The organism is Anoxybacillus sp. UARK-01 (assembly GCF_002075365.1).
Classification (GTDB): Bacteria; Bacillota; Bacilli; order Bacillales; family Anoxybacillaceae; genus Anoxybacteroides; species Anoxybacteroides rupiense.
Map to the genome: position 1 here is coordinate 1 of NZ_NASY01000022.1, position 18,875 is coordinate 18,875.

The following is an 18,875-nucleotide window of genomic DNA, read 5'->3' on the forward strand; positions in this document are numbered from 1 at the left end:
GTAATAAAATATATAAATTTATCAAAAAATAAGCATGCTTTTCTATTTTTTCCACTTCTTTTTTTATAAATATAAACTCATAAAGAATATTCGACAAAAATCAACCGTATTTGTTGACATTTGTTCAAGTGTTTATGTATATTTTTCCAAGATGAGAGAAATAGATGTTTTTATATACCATCAAAATCATATAAAATATATAATAAGCGATAATTGCTCTCGTCTTTGGACGAGGGTTTTTGCATATCGAGGAGGGTATAAAATGGAGAAGAAAACCTTTTATCTGACGACACCGATTTACTATCCAAGCGGCAAGTTACATATTGGCCATGCTTATACGACGGTGGCTGGAGATGCGATGGCTCGATATAAGCGGCTTCGCGGATACGATGTGATGTATTTGACAGGAACGGACGAACACGGACAAAAAATTCAGCGAAAAGCGGAAGAAAAAGGAGTTACACCTCAAGCATATGTAGATGAAATCGTTGCTGGGATTCAAGAGCTATGGAAAAAGCTCGATATTTCTTATGATGATTTCATTCGTACGACAGAGGATCGCCACAAAGAGGTGGTTGAAAAGATTTTTGCCCGCCTAGTAGAACAAGGAGATATTTATTTAGATCAATATGAAGGCTGGTATTGTACACCTTGTGAATCATTTTATACCGAAAGACAGTTGGTAGATGGTAATTGTCCAGATTGCGGGCGTCCGGTTGAAAAGGTAAAAGAAGAATCGTATTTCTTTAATATGAGCAAATATGTCGATCGTCTTCTTCAATATTACGAAGAAAATCCGGAATTTATCCAGCCAGAATCTCGCAAAAATGAAATGATTAACAACTTTATTAAGCCTGGCTTGGAAGATTTAGCTGTGTCGCGAACAACCTTTGACTGGGGCATTAAAGTGCCGGGAGATCCGAAGCATGTGATTTATGTATGGATTGATGCGTTATCTAATTATATTACAGCATTGGGCTATGGTACGGAAAATGATGGGAAGTTTTTGAAATATTGGCCGGCAGATGTTCATCTGGTAGGGAAAGAAATTGTTCGCTTCCATACGATTTACTGGCCGATTATGCTAATGGCACTGGATTTACCGTTGCCGAAGAAGGTATTTGCCCATGGCTGGCTGCTAATGAAAGATGGGAAAATGTCGAAATCTAAAGGAAATGTTGTCGATCCTGTGACATTAATTGACCGTTATGGTTTAGATGCGCTTCGCTATTATTTACTCCGCGAAGTTCCATTTGGTTCAGATGGGGTATTTACTCCGGAAGGGTTTGTCGAACGAATTAATTATGATTTGGCCAATGATTTAGGAAATTTACTAAATCGTACGATTGCGATGATTCAAAAGTATTTTGATGGTGTGATTCCGGTTTATGATGGACCGAAAACCGCGTTCGATAATCAGCTTGTTGAAGCGTCAAAGGAAACGGTAAAGCATTATGAAGAGGCAATGGAAAAAATGGAGTTTTCTGTTGCTCTGACAGCGTTATGGCAATTCATCAGCCGAGCTAATAAATATATTGACGAGACACAACCGTGGATATTAGCGAAAGAGGAAGCAAATAAGGAAAAATTGGCGTCCGTCATGACGCACTTGGCAGAATCGCTCCGTCACATGGCGATTTTGCTTCAGCCATTTTTAACTCGCACTCCAGACAAAATCTTTCAGCAGCTCGGCATCAAACAACAAGAATTAAAAGAATGGGAAAGCTTATATCAATTTGGCCTTTTAAAAGAAGGAACAAAGGTTGAAAAAGGAGAGCCTTTATTTCCGAGATTGGAGATGGAAACGGAAGTGGCGTATATTAAATCGCACATGCAAGGAGATCAAGCGGCACAAAATCCTTCAGCAAACGATCCATCCAAAGAAACGGCGGCGGAAATTACAATTGATGATTTTATGAAAGTGGATTTGCGAGTGGCGCAAATTCTCCATGCTGAACCGGTAAAAAAAGCCAACAAGCTTCTTAAACTACAGCTCGACCTTGGCTATGAAAAGCGTCAAGTCGTGTCAGGAATTGCTGAATTTTATCAACCTGAACAATTAATTGGCAAAAAAGTGATTTGTGTAACGAATTTGAAGCCAGTTAAGTTGCGAGGAGAACTATCTCAAGGAATGATTTTGGCTGGCGAGACAAATGGAATGCTTTCTTTGGCAACTGTTGATGAGAATCTGCCGAACGGAACCAAAATTAAGTAGCATCAATCAGAGAGGTGGACGTGAATGAAACACACGACACCTCTTTGTTGTCATTTTGTAATATAAATGTTAAGGATATGTGATATATGTAATCGCTTTGTATGCTACACTTAACAACAGGTTAGAAAAGGGGTCATTGCTTATGTTATTTGATACGCATGCACATCTAAATGCGATGCAATATAGCGAGGATGTGACAGAGGTCATTCAGCGAGCCCGGGATGAAGGAGTATCTCATATTGTAGTCGTGGGATTTGATCGTCCGACGATTGCCGGTGCGATGGAACTGGCAGAGCAATATGAGTTTATTTATGCTGCGGTTGGCTGGCATCCTGTCGATGCGATTGATATGACGGACAAAGATTTGCAAATGATTGAAGAACTAGCATCGCATCCTAAAGTAGTGGCATTAGGAGAGATGGGACTAGATTATTACTGGGATAAATCACCGAAGGAAATACAAAAAGAAGTATTTCGGCAGCAAATTGAACTGGCGAAAAAGGTGAAGCTGCCGATTATTATACATAATCGCGAGGCGACAGCGGATATTTTGGAAGTTTTACAATCGGAAAACGCACAAGAAGTCGGCGGGGTCATGCATTGTTTTACCGGCAGTGTTGAGGTGGCAAAGCAGTGCATCCATATGAATTTTTACCTTTCGTTTGGCGGACCTGTGACATTCAAAAATGCGAAGAAGCCTAAAGAAGTTGCGAAAGAAATCCCTCTTGAACATTTGCTTATAGAAACGGACTGTCCTTATTTAACCCCGCATCCTTTTCGAGGCAAGCGCAATGAACCGAGCTATGTGAAGTATGTTGCCGAAGCGATTGCTGAGCTGAAAGGGGTTTCTTTTGAGGAAGTAGCGATGAAAACAACTGAAAATGCGAAAAAATTATTCGGCATTAATCGCTAACAAAATGTGTCGTTTTTTGAGAAGGCTTGTCTAATCATCGAGAAATAAAAAAGAGTTCTACAAATTTAGAACGATGCATAGTATAGACATGTCGACAAGTCTTCCTTCCCTTTTACCTTTATTTTTTGCATAATAGAGTGTGCTTATGCGTAAAGGTTAGGGAAAGGGGAAATATAGGCAAATGAAGGAGGCGGTTTAGACCGTGTTGACTAGCATGAGGAGTCTGCTTTCTGATTCATTAAGGAAAAACTTTACAGTAACAGCTAGTAGTTTAATAGCTTTTTCAGCGACGACTGGATTTGCAGGATATGAAGCAACAAAGGATCATGTGGTTCTTACTAAAAATGGAGAGAGGCAAGAGATTCGCACACACGCTAACACAGTGAAAGAAGTGTTAAAGGAGCAGCATATTGACCTTCGTCCAGAGGATCATGTGTACCCTTCTCTTGATACGGTTGTTACAGACGATTTGAATATTGTCTGGGAAGCGAGCAAACAAGTTACCGTCAAAATAGATGGAAAGCAAAAGGAACTATGGACGACTGCTGAAAGTGTAAGAGAGTTATTAGCGAGCCAGCATATTACCGTCGGACCATATGATCGAGTATCTCCATCACTGGATGCACCGATCCAAAAAGGGATGAGCATTTCGCTGCAAAAAGCGTTTCCTGTTCAGTTGAATGTCGGCGGTAAGCAACAGCAAGTTTGGGCAACTTCGACTACTGTCGCTGACTTTTTAAAGCAGCACCATATCACGTTAAATGAACTCGACCGTGTAGAGCCAGCATTACAAGATCAAATAAAAGCGAATATGGTTGTGAAGGTTACGAAAGTTCAAAAAGTCACCGATGTAGTGGAAGAACCGGTAAATTTCGCAGTCGTTACTCAGAAGGATGCTAGCTTGCCTAAAGGTGAGCAACGAGTCATTAATCCAGGTCAAAAAGGGCTTTTATCAAAGCATTATGAGGTTGTGCTAGAAAACGGAAAGGAAATATCTAGGAAGCTATTAAAAACTGAAACCGTGAAGCAAAGCCAAAATCGAGTGATCGCTGTGGGTACGAAAGAAAGGCCAGCGATGACATCGCGCGGCTCGTCAGCATCATCTAGAGAACTTTATGTTAATGCGACAGCGTATACAGCCTATTGCGGCGGCTGTTCGGGAAGAACGAGTACAGGAATCAACCTGCGGGCGAATCCGCATATGAAAGTCATTGCTGTGGATCCTCGCGTTATTCCTCTCGGCTCTAAAGTATACGTAGAAGGCTATGGCTATGCAATTGCTGCTGATACAGGAGGCAGCATTAATGGGTATAAAATTGATGTTTTCTTTCCAAATAAGTCCGCTGCATTTCGTTGGGGAACGAAACGCGTAAAGGTAAGAATTATACAATAGGCAAAACGCAAGAGAGGGGTTTTTCTCCCCTCTTTTTTTTCGTTATAATGGGAAGTGATTTTCTACATTATTAGACGAAGAAATGGGCAAAAAGTTTCGCGTTTTTTATGTAGTAATGATAAAAAATATTAAACAAAGTCTGGGACACAATTGTTCATTCGGTTTTATAGGATCATCATGGAACATTTTTTGTGAAAGAAAGGGGGAAGCGCGGAACCATATTTCTGCGCAGAAGGATTGAAAATTAAAGAAATTATTGTTGTTGAAGGACGAGATGATACAGTAGCCATTCAGCGCGCGGTTACAGCAGATACGATTGAAACGAATGGTTCGGCCATTACAGAAGAAACGATTGAACGGATCAAGCTGGCAAATGAAAAGCGTGGCGTTATTATTTTTACTGATCCAGACTTCCCTGGTGAAAAGATTCGAAAAACAATTGCTGAACGCGTACCTGGTTGTAAACATGCTTTTTTACCAAAGCAGGAGGCGCTTTCTAAAAAAGGAAGGGGAGTTGGCGTTGAATATGCTTCTGTTGAAGCGATTCAGCAAGCACTAAGGCACGTATATGAGGAAGCGGCAGAATGGCGAGAAGATATTACGCTGGATGACCTCATAGCTGCTGGATTGATTGGCGGAGCATTAGCCAAAGCTCGGCGGCAGCGTTTAGGGCAAATATTAAAAATTGGCTATACAAATGGAAAGCAGCTCTATAAACGGCTGCTCATGTTTCAAATTTCTAAAGAAGCGTTTTATCATGCGCTTGAGCAAGTGCTTCAGGAGGAAAAAAACAATGAATAAGGATATTGCTACACCGGCACGTACACGTGAAATTTTAAATAAATATGGTTTTTCATTTAAGAAAAGTTTAGGACAAAATTTTCTCATTGACACGAACATTTTGCGTCGCATTGTCGATTTTGCAGAATTGTCTAACGAAACAGGCGTAATTGAAATTGGCCCAGGGATTGGGGCCCTTACTGAGCAGCTGGCGCGCCAGGCCAAAAAAGTGATTTCCTTTGAAATCGATCAGCGCCTTTTGCCTATTTTAGCGGATACCCTCTCCTTATATTCCAATATTCGTATTATTCATCAAGATGTACTTAAGGCTAATATTCAGCACATTATTGATGAAGAATTGGCAGAAATTCATGATATTATGGTTGTGGCCAATTTGCCTTATTATGTAACGACACCTATTATTATGAAGCTGCTTACAGATCGTTTGCCGATCCGTGGCATTGTGGTCATGTTGCAAAAAGAAGTGGCAGACCGCATTTCTGCTTCTCCTGGTACTAAAGATTATGGCTCTTTATCCATTGCTATCCAATACTATACAAAAGCTGAAACCGTGATGAATGTGCCTAGAACGGTTTTTATGCCTCAGCCAAATGTTGATTCTGCTGTGATTCGTTTAACAAAAAGAGAAAAGCCGGCGGTTGAAGTCGTTGATGAATCATTTTTCTTTCAGGTGGTTCGGGCTAGCTTCGGACAAAGGCGCAAAACGATTTTAAATAATCTAATAAGCCATCTGCCCAACGGAAAACAGCAAAAAGAAAATATTGAGCGCGGGTTAGCGGATAGTGGCATTGATTCAAAAAGAAGAGGTGAGACGCTGACCATTCAAGAATTTGCTGCTCTTAGTAATCGCTTAGTGGATATTTTTGGAAAAAAGGTCTAGCTCTAGACCTTTTTTTCTTTTCGCTTCACCTCTTGAAAATCTATGCATATTGTACTTAATAAATCGTATATTTTTGGAGTGAAGAGGCAATGGATATCAAAATCGGCGATATTGTCGCTAGGAAGTCATATGAATGCGATTTGCTATTCCGAGTCATTGACATTAAGGTGAGGAATGACGGAGAAAAAGAAGTCATTTTGCATGGAGAAGATGTGCGATTAATAGCTGATGCTCCATTCGATGATTTAATCATTATTGATGAGCAAGAGCAGCAAATGAGACAGAAAAAAGAAAGTGAATTAATCGAGCAGTCGTATAAATTGTTAAGGCAAGATTATCACTTATTAAAGCAAAAATCAGAGTACCGAGCAACAGGAGGATATCAAACAGAGGAAGATTTTTTTCAAATCCCGGGGCGCGTTCTGCACATGGACGGTGACCCTGTGTATTTACGAAAATGCTTAAGCATGTATGAGCGAATTGGCGTCCCGGTACATGGAATATATTGCGAAGAAAAGGAAATGCCAGAAAGGGTTGGGGAGCTTATCGACCGAATTCGTCCTGATATTTTAGTGATCACAGGACATGACTCTTATTCGAAATCGAAAGGAAAAGCGACGGATTTAAAGGCATATCGTCACTCGCGATATTTTGTGCAGACTGTGAAAGAAGCGCGCAAAAGAATACCTCATCTCGACCAGCTCGTCATTTTCGCAGGAGCTTGTCAATCGTATTTTGAATCGCTTATTCGCGCAGGCGCCAACTTCGCTAGTTCTCCAGCTCGGGTCAATATTCATGCCCTTGACCCTGTCTATATTGTTTCTAGGATTAGCTTTACTCCTTTTATTGAAACGGTTCATGTTTGGGATGTATTACGAAATACATTGACTGGTGAAAAAGGGCTCGGAGGCATAGAAACGAAAGGAGTCCTGCGCACAGGAATGCCATTTCGTCTAATTGAAAAAGAAAATCAGGAAGGTCGCTACGACGGGAGATAGTCGGGCGATCTTTTCTATGTTTGATACATAATTTTTCATAAACAGTATATAATATGCACAGAAATGAGAAAAATGTAGAAAAATACACATTGACATAAATAAAAAATGGTTGGTATAATTTTTATTTTTGATTTTTGAGTAATAATTTGTTATAATTAAATCAGTGAGGTGGAGGGCGAATGATGGCAAAAACTTTATCCGATATTAAGAAGGCGTTAGACTCTAACATCGGTAAACGCCTAACATTAAAAGCGAACGGTGGGCGAAGAAAAACCATTGAACGCTGCGGGATTCTTGCAGAAACGTATCCATCTGTCTTTGTCATTGAGCTTGATCAAGCGGAAAACGCATTCGAGCGTGTATCTTATAGCTATGCTGACGTGTTAACAGAAACAGTAAAATTAACCTTTTTAGATGACGATCATATGGTAATGGGCGGGCAGTAGACATTTGTTTGCTGCTTTTTGTTTTGTACTTTTCTTTATAAAGGAAACATAAAGATGCGTCTGTTTTTAAATAATAAAATTGTCGCGGTTTTTGAAAGGAGCTGCTTGCAATTGAGCAGACGTCGAGGAATGATGTCACAGCAGTTTAAGGAAGAGCTGGCCAAAGAGTTGGGATTTTACGATGTCGTTCAAAAAGAAGGCTGGGGAGCTATTCGCGCGAAAGATGCGGGAAATATGGTGAAATTAGCGATACAAATGGCGGAACGTCATTTGGCTGAGAGGACAAAGTAATCAAAATCACTAAAAATTATAACCGCGGCAGCCGAAGCTTAATGGCTTCGGTTTTTCTTTGACAAGGCTCTTGAAAGATTGCATAATGGAGTTCGTTGGTTTGTGGTAAAATGTTCGTATAAGTTTGAAGTGGATAAAGTAGGTGGAAAGTTTGAGACTATTGGTAAAAGCTCCGGCTAAAATCAATTTATCGTTAGATGTGCTACATAAACGGCCAGACGGATATCACGAAGTCAAAATGGTGATGACGACGATTGATCTTGCTGACCGAATCGAACTAGTCCCATTAGCCAGCGATACAATTAAAATTGTCTCACATAATCGATTTGTTCCTGACGATCATCGGAATTTAGCTTACCAAGCAGCAAAATTGCTGAAAGAAACGTTTGGAATTCGCAAGGGGGTCGCTATTTCAATTGCGAAAGCGATTCCGGTCGCTGCTGGTTTGGCTGGAGGAAGCAGTGATGCAGCAGCTACACTGCGAGGACTAAATAAACTTTGGAGACTGGGACTTACTCTCGATGAATTAGCCGAGCTTGGTGCAAAAATAGGTTCTGACGTATCGTTTTGCGTCTATGGCGGAACAGCCATTGCCACCGGACGAGGAGAAAAAATTGAACATATTCCTGCTCCTCCACCGTGCTGGGTCATTCTAGCAAAACCAGCCATCGGGGTTTCAACAGCCGAAGTGTATCGAAGTTTAAATGTCAACACGATTGAGCACCCTGATGTCGATGGAATGGTACAAGCCATTAAACACCAAGATTACGAAGGAATTTGTTCTCTTGTTGGAAATGTATTGGAAGATGTGACGTTAAAAAAATATCCAGAGGTAGCCCATATTAAAGAGCAAATGAAGCGTTTCGGGGCTGATGCGGTATTAATGAGCGGAAGCGGCCCGACGGTTTTTGGACTCGTCCAGTATGATTCACGATTGCAGCGCATTTATAACGGTTTAAGAGGTTTTTGTGACCAAGTCTTTACAGTGAGGTTATTAGGAGAGCGGAATACGCTTGATTAAATACGTACATTAATGTTATATTTACCATATAACATTCGGTTTTTTAGGGGGGTCGTTTATGAAATTAAGGCGCAGCAGCCGCTTAGTCGATATGACGCACTATCTCCTAGAACATCCCCATCAGCTGGTCCCGCTCACTTTTTTTGCTGAACGCTATCAGTCGGCCAAATCTTCCATTAGTGAGGATTTAGCGATTATTAAGCAAACATTTGAACAGCAAGGGATCGGAACATTGAAAACACTTTCAGGCGCGGCAGGCGGAGTTCAATATATTCCTAAAATCTCTGTTGATGAAGCCAAAGAGACGGTTCATTACTTATGTGAGCAGCTGGCAAATCCGGATCGATTGCTGCCCGGTGGGTATCTTTATATGACGGATATTCTTGGAGATCCGCGAATTGTCAATAAAATCGGCCAATTATATGCGTCTCTTTTTGCCGAACGGACCATTGATGTCGTTATGACCATTGCGACAAAGGGAATTCCGTTAGCTTATGCTGTAGCCCATTTTTTGAATGTGCCTGTGGTGATCGTGCGTCATGATAATAAAGTGACAGAAGGATCGATGGTTAGCATTAATTACGTATCTGGCTCGTCTAAACGCATTCAAACAATGGTATTGGCAAAACGCAGTTTAGCAGAGGGAACGAACGTATTAATTATCGATGATTTTATGAAAGCGGGCGGCACGATACATGGTATGACCAGTTTATTAAATGAGTTTAACGCTCGTTTGGCTGGAATCGGAGTGCTTGTCGAGTCAGAAGATATAAGTGAACGGCTTGTGGATGAATACGTTTCCTTAGTGAAGCTTTCTTCTGTTAATATAAAAGAGAAGCACATTGCTGTAAAAGAAGGAAACTATTTAAATTTTCTTGAATAAAAGAAAGGAGTCATACAAAGATGGAAAAAGTACAAACATCGAAAGCGCCTCAGGCGATTGGCCCATACTCCCAAGGAATCATTGTTAATAATATGTTCTACAGCTCAGGTCAAATTGCCTTGACACCAGAAGGAGAAATGGTGCAGGGAGATGTCAAAGAGCAAACTCATCAAGTGTTCAAAAATTTGAAGGCCGTTCTGGAAGCAGCAGGAGCATCACTTGAAACAGTTGTAAAAACAACCGTTTTCTTAAAAAGCATGGACGATTTTGCAGCTGTGAATGAAGTATATGGCCAGTATTTTAATGAGCATAAACCAGCGCGTTCTTGCGTAGCAGTGGCTCAGCTGCCAAAAGACGCACTTGTTGAAATTGAAGTGATTGCTTTAGTGAAATAAGTTTAGCGATATCCCAACTATAAGATACTTGTTGGTGGGTGCCCGGTCACGCCAAAGCGTGACCGGGCACCCACTTGCCTTCCGTTCGAGGCTTTTTACAGATATAGATACGGTCCGTTCATCATTTATGAGGCGCAAGAATAACAAGCAAATCCATTTTATCAGGCCCCACGAGTGAATAATAGCTTTTCTATTCCCCTTTTTCCTTATTAGATTTTCCCGCATATCTTCATTCGACAGCATCGGCTAGAATAAATACTTATTTTGACAAAAACAGGTCATTTTATCTATTTTTTATGAAATTTTTTAAATTAAAAGAAGGAAATGCGAGATGAATGTGGAATAAATTAACCAAGTTCTTATATAGGGAAAAGGTGGTGAGCAGAATGGAAGTAACCGACGTTAGATTACGCCGCGTGAATACCGAAGGACGTATGAGAGCGATTGCTTCTATTACGCTGGATAACGAATTTGTGGTGCATGATATTCGCGTAATTGATGGCAATAACGGCTTGTTTGTGGCTATGCCAAGCAAGCGTACTCCTGACGGGGAGTTTCGCGACATCGCACATCCAATTAATTCCACAACTCGTGGAAAAATTCAAGAAGCAGTATTAGCTGAGTATCACCGTTTAGGGGAACTTGAAGAAGAGTTAGAAGAAGCCGGTGCTTCTTAAATAAAAAAAGCCTGTTCTGTGCAACAGGCTTTTTTTATTTTCTGGTAAAATGGAATGTTTCCTTGAAATACATAGCTAATTAGGATATATTCAATTATGGATAAAAAGGTAATTGGAGGCCCTGTTTATGGTAAAACGATACGCGATAATATTGGCGGCGGGACAGGGAACAAGAATGAAATCAAACCTATATAAAGTCTTACATCCTGTCTGCGGCAAGCCAATGGTTCAGCATGTAGTCGATCAAGTATCGCGGCTTGATCTTGAGAAGTTAATTACCGTAGTTGGATTTGGTGCGGAACAAGTAAAAAAACAAATCAGTGATAAAAGCGAATTTGCTCTCCAAGAAAAGCAGCTAGGGACTGCTCATGCTGTTATGCAAGCTTCTCCTTACTTGAAAGGACTGGAAGGTGTAACACTTGTTGTGTGCGGTGATACCCCACTCATCACGGCTGAAACGATGAAAGCGCTATTAGAGCATCATCTTTCAACCAAGGCTAAAGCGACGATTTTAACGGCAATTGCAGAAAATCCTAGCGGATATGGCCGGATTGTCCGAAATGATGAAGGAAGCGTAGAAAAAATTGTAGAGCATAAAGATGCTACAGAAGAGGAACGGTCTATTCAAGAGATTAATACAGGAACGTATTGTTTCGATAACAAAGCATTGTTTGAAGCGCTTACAAATGTATCGAATCAGAATGTTCAAGGCGAGTATTATTTAACTGATGTGATTGAAATTTTAAGAAAAAAAGGCGAAATCATTTCTGCTTATCAGTCCCCTTCGTTTGAGGAAACAATAGGGATCAACGACCGCATTGCCCTTTCTCAAGCTGAGGCGATTATGCGCAAACGGATTAACTATGCGCATATGACCAATGGCGTGACAATTATTGATCCAGAGCATACCTATATATCACCAGAAGCGGAAATTGGACGTGACACCATCATTTATCCTGGTACGATCATTGAAGGAAAAACAACGATTGGAAAAGAGTGTATCATTGGCCCTCATTCTGAAATTAAAGATTGTTCGATTGGCGATGGCACGACGGTTCGTCACTCTGTTGCCCATGACAGTGAAATTGGACATCAAGTAACGATTGGTCCCTTTGCTCATATTCGTCCATCGTCTCAAATCGGCGATGATGTTCGGATTGGCAATTTTGTTGAAATTAAAAAATCCACCTTTGGCAAAGGCAGCAAAGCTTCGCATTTAAGCTACATTGGCGACGCTGAGGTCGGGGAAGATGTCAATTTAGGCTGCGGTTCTATCACAGTGAACTATGATGGAAAGCATAAATATTTAACCAAAATTGAAGATGGCGCATTTATCGGCTGTAATGCTAACTTGATTGCTCCAGTGACCATTGGCAAAGGCGCTTATGTAGCTGCTGGCTCTACCATTACAGATGATGTCCCGGGAAATGCTTTATCGATTGCTCGCGCCCGCCAGGTTAATAAAGAAAATTATGTGGATCGCCTTAACTTCAAGAAAAATTCCTGATGGAGGTTTATCATGTCTCAATATCTTGATTCCAGTCTAAAATTATTTTCGTTAAATTCGAATATGAAGCTGGCAGAGGAAATTGCTCAAGTGATTGGGGTACAATTGGGAAAATGCTCTGTATCCCGATTCAGTGATGGAGAAATTCAAATCAACATTGAGGAGAGCATTCGCGGCGGAGATGTATTTGTTATCCAATCGACCAGCGCCCCTGTCAATGAACATTTAATGGAGCTTTTAATTATGATTGATGCACTGAAGCGGGCGTCAGCCAAAACGATTAATATCGTTATGCCTTACTATGGATATGCTAGACAAGATCGTAAAGCGCGTTCTCGCGAGCCGATTACAGCTAAGCTGGTTGCGAATCTGCTAGAAACGGCGGGGGCTTCTCGCGTGATTACGCTTGATCTCCATGCTCCACAAATTCAAGGATTTTTCGATGTTCCAATCGACCATTTAATGGGTGTGCCAATTTTAGCGGACTATTTTAAAAACAAAAATCTTCAAGACATCGTGATCGTATCCCCAGACCATGGAGGAGTAACACGGGCCCGTCGGTTAGCTGATCGGTTAAAAGCTCCGATTGCGATTATTGATAAACGCCGCCCTAAACCAAACGTTGCTGAAGTTATGAATATCGTCGGACAAGTGGAAGGCAAAACGGCCATTCTCATTGACGATATTATTGATACCGCTGGAACGATAACATTGGCGGCCAATGCACTTGTAGAAAATGGAGCTAGTGAAGTATATGCGTGTTGTACGCATCCGGTACTTTCAGGTCCAGCGATTGAGAGAATTCAAAATTCAAAAATTAAAGAGCTTGTTGTGACAAATTCGATTGTTCTTCCAGAAGAAAAGAAAATTGATAAAATTGTAGAACTATCAGTAGCCCCGTTGATTGCCGAAGCGATTATTCGTATTTATGAAATGCAATCGATTAGTGCCTTGTTTGATTGAGAAAACTAGATGTTTAAATCTTCCTGTTTTAGGACAAAGTAATTCGTAGAGTCTTTAAACAGGAGGAGGATGACGCATGGCTGTGCTCGAAGCGAAAGAGCGTACAGAAGGGCAAGGCTTTGGATTGCGCAAAATCCGATTACAAGGAAATATTCCTGGAGTACTTTACGGAAAAAATGTGAAAAATCGTGTCGTTTATATGAATGCGGCAGATTTTTTGAAAACCGTTCGCGAAGCAGGACGAAATGGCTTAATCACGTTAAAGGTAAATGGTGAAAGTCATTCTGCGTTGTTACGTGATATTCAAAAAGATCCGATTCGCAATGAGATTATTCACGTCGATTTTCAAGTCGTTGATATGTCAACAGAGGTTGATGTGGCTGTTAATGTACATTTAGTTGGTAATGCAGCTGGCGTGAAAGATGGCGGTGTATTACAGCAGTCTTTACATCAGCTGTCGATTCGGGCGTTGCCAGCCAACATCCCTTCCTCAATTGATATTGACATTTCCTCATTACAGGTTGGTGAAACCATTACAGTGGGCGATGTGCAAACAGGTGGGATGTACGAAATCAATCATGAGTCGGAAGAAGTGATTGCCTCGATTTTACCGCCTAAGCAGGAAGAGGAAATTCATAGCGGCGAACAACAGGAACCAGGTCACCCGGAAGCTGAAGAGGGAAGAGAAACTACGCCTGAATCATGATGACAGACGTAACCGTATTTCGGTTACGTCTTTTGTGATAATATTTGACGTAGGGTTGTGTGTCTGTTTTGCGGCCGAATGTTGATCTGCACTTTTGGCTGTTGGTTTTCCTGTTATGATATCCGCAGCAAAAAGTGAAAATTTTACGTTCGCCATCCCGATGACAGCCGTCACGGGCTTTGTGTTCGTGTGTCCAGATGCTGGGGTAGCGTTGACACATTCCATGAGAACGATATCGTGACAAGGGATTACACCAAGAAAATGAAAAGATCGAAAGAACGTGTCATATAGAGAGGAGATAAAGGCATTGAAGTTACTGGTCGGTCTAGGAAATCCGGGGAGAGAATATGAACAGACAAGACATAATGTCGGATTTATGGTCATCGATGAGCTTGCGAAAAGATGGAATCTTTCATACAATCAAACTAAATTTAATGGGCTGTTTTCATCACACATGGTAGGAACAGAAAAAGTCATATTATGTAAGCCGCTAACATATATGAATTTATCAGGTGAGTGTGTTCGCCCGTTGATGGATTATTTTAAAATGGATATAGATGATTTATTGGTTATCTATGATGATTTAGATCTGCCAGTAGGAAAAATTCGTTTACGGGTAAAAGGAAGCGCCGGAGGTCATAACGGGATTAAATCGTTAATCCATCATTTAGGCACAGATCAATTTAAACGGATCCGCATTGGTATTGGCCGTCCACAAAACGGTCAAAAAGTAACCGATTACGTATTAGGACGGTTTATAAGCGAGGAACAACCGGATATTCAGCATGCTATCATGCGTGCGGCTGACGCTTGCGAAAAATTTATGACCGAACCTTTTTTGCAAGTGATGAATGAATTTAATGCATGAATAAAATCCTCCTAAATGGTAAAAAATGAATGTGAGCAAGAGACCGTTAGGAGGTTATCCATATGGCATTACACTATTATTGTCGGCATTGTGGAGTAAAAATAGGAACGATCAGTCAAGTGCCGATATATAGTGAACAACTGGGCTTTCACCATTTAACAGAAGAAGAGCGATTAGATATGATCTCCTATCTTCCAAACGGGGAAATTCATGTAAAAACGATTTGTGAAGATTGCTATGAGGCGCTTGAGAGAAATCCGGAACTGCATCAATGCGAAAAATTTATTCAGTAGATCGCTTTGGGTGACCAAAGCATTTTTGCATTTATTGCTTTGCGAGAGGAGGGAGAGCAAGGTGCGTTCGTTGCATCATTATTTTATCGAAAACCAAGATATTCAATCGATCATGAAAGGAATTGAGGCGGGGTTAAAAGAGCAGCTTATAACAGGATTATCTGGCTCTGCTCGATCCGTATTTTTATCTGCTCTTTATAAAGAAACAGCAAGACCGCTTCTTATTGTTGCTCATAACCTATTTCAAGCGCAAAAAATATATGATGATCTTGTTCAAATTTTAGGATCAGAGGAAGTGTTTCTGTATCCAGTTAATGAAATGATTGCCGCAGAAATGGCCATTGCTAGCCCGGAACTAAAGGCTCAGCGTTTAGAGGTCATGAATTATTGGTCAGAGCAAAAAAGAGGAATTGTGATTGCTCCTGTTGCTGGGGTGCGGCGTTTATTGCCGCCAAAGTCGTTATGGAAAGAAAATTTACTGAAAATTACTGTGGAGCAAGAATTCGATATTGAAGCTTATAAACATCGTTTTGTTCAAATGGGATATAAGCGTGTATCCGTTGTATCAACCCCGGGAGAATTTAGCATCCGCGGTGGTATTATTGATATTTATCCGTTAACAGCTGAATTGCCATACCGAATGGAATTATTTGATACAGAGGTAGAATCGATTCGAACATTTACGGTTGACGATCAACGCTCTCATGAGGAAGTGCAGCAAGTTTTAATCGGACCTGTAAATGAGACACTTGTATATGGGGATGCACTGCAGCAAGGAATCAAGCGCATTGAGATGGGATTAAAAGAAAGTATTCAAAAGGTCAAAGATGAAAAAACGAAGCAGCTGCTATTGGAGCATATTTCATATGAGCTCGAGCGTTTGAAGCAAGGGCAAGAAATTGAGCAGCCATATAAATATTCGGCACTTTTTTATGAGCAGCCTGCTAGTTTGCTAGATTATCTGCCAGAAAACGGTTTGTTGTTGCTTGATGAGGTGAGCCGGCTGCAAGAAACGTCAGAAAATTTAGATGAAGAGGAAGCAGAGTGGCAGACAAGTTTACTTGCAGAGGGTAAAACGATTCATACTGCTTTTGTTTCTCACTCATTTTCTGATCTATTGCAGAAAAACAAAAGGCCGATTTTATATTTATCGCTCTTTTTACGGCATGTTCCGCACACCCATCCGCAAAATATCGTCAATATTTCCTGCAAGCAAATGCAAAATTTTCATGGACAAATGCCGTTGCTAAAGGCGGAGCTAGAAAGATGGAAAAAGGCGAAATACGCCATCGTTTTTTTAGCTGCGAATGCAGAACGAATGCGAAAATTACAATCTGTTTTGGAAGATTATGAGATGGATGCTTCTCCTTTGCCTGGAGGAGCGTTGCCGATGCATGGCAAGATCCAGATTATTCAAGGAGACTTGGGCACTGGTTTTGAGTTGCCGATGCAAAAACTGGCGGTCATTACTGAAGAAGAACTATTTAAAAAGCGGGTAAAAAAACCAGCTCGCCGACAGAAATTATCAAATGCAGAGCGAATTAAAAGCTATTCAGAGCTGCAAGTAGGAGATTATGTAGTCCATGTCAATCATGGGATTGGTAAATACTTAGGCATCGAGACGTTAGAAATCAATGGGATTCATAAAGACTATATTCATATTCAATATCAAGGGAGCGATACGCTCTATGTTCCTGTTGATCAAATCGATCAGGTGCAAAAATATGTAGGCTCAGAGGGAAAAGAACCGAAAATTTATAAATTGGGCGGTTCGGAATGGAAAAAGGTAAAGAAAAAGGTTGAGTCGTCTGTTCAAGATATTGCGGAAGACTTAATTAAACTTTATGCAGAGCGGGAAGCAAGCAAGGGATACGCGTTTTCTCCAGATACGGAAATGCAGCGCGAATTTGAAGCAGCCTTTCCTTATCAAGAAACAGATGATCAGCTGCGTTCTATTGAGGAAATTAAACGGGATATGGAAAGCGAAAAGCCGATGGATCGTTTATTATGCGGCGATGTCGGCTACGGAAAAACAGAAGTGGCCCTTCGCGCAGCCTTTAAAGCGATTATGGATGGAAAGCAAGTAGCTTTTTTAGTTCCAACCACTATTTTGGCCCAGCAGCATTATGAAACGATTCGAGAGCGGTTTCAAGGATATCCGATTGAAATTGGCCTGCTTAATCGTTTTCGGACAAGGAAGCAGCAATCAGAGACGATCCAAGGATTGAAAAATGGCACAGTTGACATTGTGATTGGCACCCATCGATTATTATCGAGGGATGTAGCCTTTAAAGACTTAGGGCTGCTCATTATTGATGAAGAGCAGCGGTTTGGTGTAAGCCATAAAGAGAAAATTAAACAGCTAAAAGCGAATATTGATGTGCTAACATTGACTGCAACGCCGATTCCTAGAACATTGCATATGTCCATGATTGGCGTGCGTGATTTATCCATTATTGAGACTCCGCCGGAAAATCGTTTTCCTGTACAGACGTATGTGATGGAACATACGCCAGAGCTAATTCGCGAGGCCATTGAGCGAGAGCTTGCCAGAGATGGGCAAGTATTTGTCTTGTACAACCGCATTGAAGATATTGATATAAGAGCGGAAGAGATCTCGATGCTTGTACCCGACGCTCGTGTCACATATGCGCACGGGAGAATGAGCGAGAACGAACTGGAATCTGTGCTTCTTGCATTTTTAGAGGGACAATACGATGTGCTAGTGACGACGACAATTATTGAAACAGGCGTTGATATACCAAGCGTTAATACATTGATTGTATATGAGGCAGATAAAATGGGGCTATCCCAGCTTTATCAGTTAAGAGGACGCGTTGGCCGTTCAAATCGGGTAGCGTATGCCTATTTTACGTATCGAAAGGATAAAGTATTAAATGAGGTTGCTGAGAAACGGCTGCAGGCAATTAAAGAATTTACAGAGCTCGGATCGGGATTTAAAATTGCCATGCGTGATTTATCCATTCGTGGAGCCGGAAATATACTGGGAGCTGAGCAGCATGGATTTATTGACTCGGTTGGTTTTGACTTGTATTCACAAATGCTGAAAGAAGCGATTGAAAAACGAAGAGGAGTGGAGCAAGAAGAAAAGCCAGCTGATGTGGAAATCGATATCGAAATTGATGCTTATATTCCTGATACGTATATTTCTGATGGCTTGCAAAAAATTGATATGTATAAACGCTTTAAAGCGATCAGCACCCTAGAAGAGTTGGAGGAGCTTCGCGAAGAAATGTTGGATCGTTTTGGAGAATATCCAGATGAGGTAGATTATTTATTCCAAATTGCTGAAATGAAGGTATATGCAAAACAAAATGGAGTCGAGTCCATTAAACAGCATAAGCAACAAATTGATTTACTATTTAATGATCAGGCTTCTAAGGATGTACAAATCCAACGTTTATCGAAAATAGGAAACAGATATGGACGAATATTTGGATTTGGCATGGAAGGTCCAAAGCTAAAAATTGTGCTGTATGTAAAGGGGCTAAAGCCTCAGGAATGGCTTGTCATCTTATATGAAACCTTAAAAGAGTTAGTATATGAGAAAGACGGAAAATCGGTGACAGCTTAAGCATCCCATGTTTACCCGTGGTGTCAGATA

The 18,875-nt window shown here is 40.9% G+C and carries 18 protein-coding genes; all 18 read left to right on the top strand.

Going from position 1 to position 18,875, the window contains the following annotated elements; translation table 11 throughout:
• Window positions 1-151 precede the first annotated feature (151 nt).
• The 18 genes from metG (at window position 152) to mfd (ending at window position 18,845) form a co-directional block, all read left to right on the top strand.
• Complete coding sequence (metG, locus tag B6A27_RS02385; RefSeq protein ID WP_080859998.1) at window positions 152-2,215, top strand: methionine--tRNA ligase; 2,064 nt, start codon at window positions 152-154, stop codon at window positions 2,213-2,215.
• A gap of 142 nt (window positions 2,216-2,357) precedes the next feature.
• On the top strand, window positions 2,358-3,128 hold the full coding sequence (locus B6A27_RS02390; protein ID WP_066151237.1) for a TatD family hydrolase: 771 nt from the start codon (window positions 2,358-2,360) through the stop codon (window positions 3,126-3,128).
• A gap of 202 nt (window positions 3,129-3,330) precedes the next feature.
• A complete protein-coding gene (locus B6A27_RS02395; protein ID WP_066151234.1) occupies window positions 3,331-4,521 on the top strand; it encodes a G5 and 3D domain-containing protein in 1,191 nt (396 codons plus the stop codon).
• A gap of 237 nt (window positions 4,522-4,758) precedes the next feature.
• Window positions 4,759-5,322, top strand: coding sequence for a ribonuclease M5 (gene rnmV / locus B6A27_RS02400; RefSeq protein ID WP_044742035.1), 564 nt, complete (start codon window positions 4,759-4,761; stop codon window positions 5,320-5,322).
• The gene (gene rsmA / locus B6A27_RS02405) at window positions 5,315-6,202 is read left to right on the top strand and encodes a 16S rRNA (adenine(1518)-N(6)/adenine(1519)-N(6))-dimethyltransferase RsmA (RefSeq protein WP_080859962.1); all 888 of its coding nucleotides are present in this window, start codon (window positions 5,315-5,317) and stop codon (window positions 6,200-6,202) included. Before rnmV ends, rsmA begins: the two co-directional genes overlap by 8 nt.
• 89 nt (window positions 6,203-6,291) lie before the next feature.
• Entirely contained in the window at window positions 6,292-7,200 is a 909-nt protein-coding gene (yabG, locus tag B6A27_RS02410) for a sporulation peptidase YabG (RefSeq protein ID WP_066151227.1), read from the top strand.
• A 182-nt stretch (window positions 7,201-7,382) separates the two neighbouring features.
• Window positions 7,383-7,646, top strand: a complete 264-nt coding sequence (veg, locus tag B6A27_RS02415) for a biofilm formation stimulator Veg (RefSeq protein ID WP_044742047.1) — start codon at window positions 7,383-7,385, stop codon at window positions 7,644-7,646.
• Between the two features lie 111 nt (window positions 7,647-7,757).
• Window positions 7,758-7,937 (top strand): small, acid-soluble spore protein, alpha/beta type, encoded by a 180-nt coding sequence (locus B6A27_RS02420; RefSeq protein ID WP_066151258.1) that lies wholly within the window; start codon window positions 7,758-7,760, stop codon window positions 7,935-7,937.
• 151 nt (window positions 7,938-8,088) lie between these two features.
• Window positions 8,089-8,958, top strand: a complete 870-nt coding sequence (ispE, locus tag B6A27_RS02425; protein ID WP_066151223.1) for a 4-(cytidine 5'-diphospho)-2-C-methyl-D-erythritol kinase — start codon at window positions 8,089-8,091, stop codon at window positions 8,956-8,958.
• A gap of 58 nt (window positions 8,959-9,016) precedes the next feature.
• Window positions 9,017-9,841: a pur operon repressor gene (gene purR, locus B6A27_RS02430; protein ID WP_044742031.1), complete on the top strand. Its 825-nt coding sequence runs from the start codon at window positions 9,017-9,019 to the stop codon at window positions 9,839-9,841.
• Window positions 9,842-9,861: 20 nt separating this feature from the next.
• Window positions 9,862-10,236: a 2-iminobutanoate/2-iminopropanoate deaminase gene (ridA, locus tag B6A27_RS02435; RefSeq protein WP_066151220.1), complete on the top strand. Its 375-nt coding sequence runs from the start codon at window positions 9,862-9,864 to the stop codon at window positions 10,234-10,236.
• A gap of 386 nt (window positions 10,237-10,622) precedes the next feature.
• Window positions 10,623-10,913: a septation regulator SpoVG gene (gene spoVG, locus B6A27_RS02440; protein ID WP_044742029.1), complete on the top strand. Its 291-nt coding sequence runs from the start codon at window positions 10,623-10,625 to the stop codon at window positions 10,911-10,913.
• A gap of 127 nt (window positions 10,914-11,040) precedes the next feature.
• A complete protein-coding gene (gene glmU, locus B6A27_RS02445) occupies window positions 11,041-12,420 on the top strand; it encodes a bifunctional UDP-N-acetylglucosamine diphosphorylase/glucosamine-1-phosphate N-acetyltransferase GlmU (protein WP_066151217.1) in 1,380 nt (459 codons plus the stop codon).
• 9 nt (window positions 12,421-12,429) lie between these two features.
• Window positions 12,430-13,383, top strand: coding sequence for a ribose-phosphate diphosphokinase (locus B6A27_RS02450; RefSeq protein WP_139788050.1), 954 nt, complete (start codon window positions 12,430-12,432; stop codon window positions 13,381-13,383).
• Window positions 13,384-13,459: 76 nt separating this feature from the next.
• Complete coding sequence (locus B6A27_RS02455) at window positions 13,460-14,089, top strand: 50S ribosomal protein L25/general stress protein Ctc (RefSeq protein WP_066151215.1); 630 nt, start codon at window positions 13,460-13,462, stop codon at window positions 14,087-14,089.
• 307 nt (window positions 14,090-14,396) lie between these two features.
• Window positions 14,397-14,957: an aminoacyl-tRNA hydrolase gene (gene pth, locus B6A27_RS02460; protein WP_066151212.1), complete on the top strand. Its 561-nt coding sequence runs from the start codon at window positions 14,397-14,399 to the stop codon at window positions 14,955-14,957.
• Between the two features lie 62 nt (window positions 14,958-15,019).
• A complete protein-coding gene (fin, locus tag B6A27_RS02465) occupies window positions 15,020-15,250 on the top strand; it encodes an anti-sigma-F factor Fin (RefSeq protein ID WP_044742024.1) in 231 nt (76 codons plus the stop codon).
• A gap of 61 nt (window positions 15,251-15,311) precedes the next feature.
• Window positions 15,312-18,845 (top strand): transcription-repair coupling factor, encoded by a 3,534-nt coding sequence (gene mfd / locus B6A27_RS02470; RefSeq protein ID WP_080859968.1) that lies wholly within the window; start codon window positions 15,312-15,314, stop codon window positions 18,843-18,845.
• The last annotated feature ends 30 nt before the right edge of the window (window positions 18,846-18,875 follow it).

Excerpts from the sequence above, each read along its gene's own strand:
- metG (WP_080859998.1), top strand. The coding sequence starts at position 152 with ATGAGAGAAATAGATGTTTTTATATACCATCAAAATCATATAAAATAT.
- B6A27_RS02390 (WP_066151237.1), top strand. The coding sequence starts at position 2,358 with ATGTTATTTGATACGCATGCACATCTAAATGCGATGCAATATAGCGAG.
- rsmA (WP_080859962.1), top strand. The coding sequence starts at position 5,315 with ATGAATAAGGATATTGCTACACCGGCACGTACACGTGAAATTTTAAAT.
- yabG (WP_066151227.1), top strand. The coding sequence starts at position 6,292 with ATGGATATCAAAATCGGCGATATTGTCGCTAGGAAGTCATATGAATGC.
- veg (WP_044742047.1), top strand. The coding sequence starts at position 7,383 with ATGGCAAAAACTTTATCCGATATTAAGAAGGCGTTAGACTCTAACATC.
- purR (WP_044742031.1), top strand. The coding sequence starts at position 9,017 with ATGAAATTAAGGCGCAGCAGCCGCTTAGTCGATATGACGCACTATCTC.
- ridA (WP_066151220.1), top strand. The coding sequence starts at position 9,862 with ATGGAAAAAGTACAAACATCGAAAGCGCCTCAGGCGATTGGCCCATAC.
- spoVG (WP_044742029.1), top strand. The coding sequence starts at position 10,623 with ATGGAAGTAACCGACGTTAGATTACGCCGCGTGAATACCGAAGGACGT.
- glmU (WP_066151217.1), top strand. The coding sequence starts at position 11,041 with ATGGTAAAACGATACGCGATAATATTGGCGGCGGGACAGGGAACAAGA.
- B6A27_RS02455 (WP_066151215.1), top strand. The coding sequence starts at position 13,460 with ATGGCTGTGCTCGAAGCGAAAGAGCGTACAGAAGGGCAAGGCTTTGGA.
- fin (WP_044742024.1), top strand. The coding sequence starts at position 15,020 with ATGGCATTACACTATTATTGTCGGCATTGTGGAGTAAAAATAGGAACG.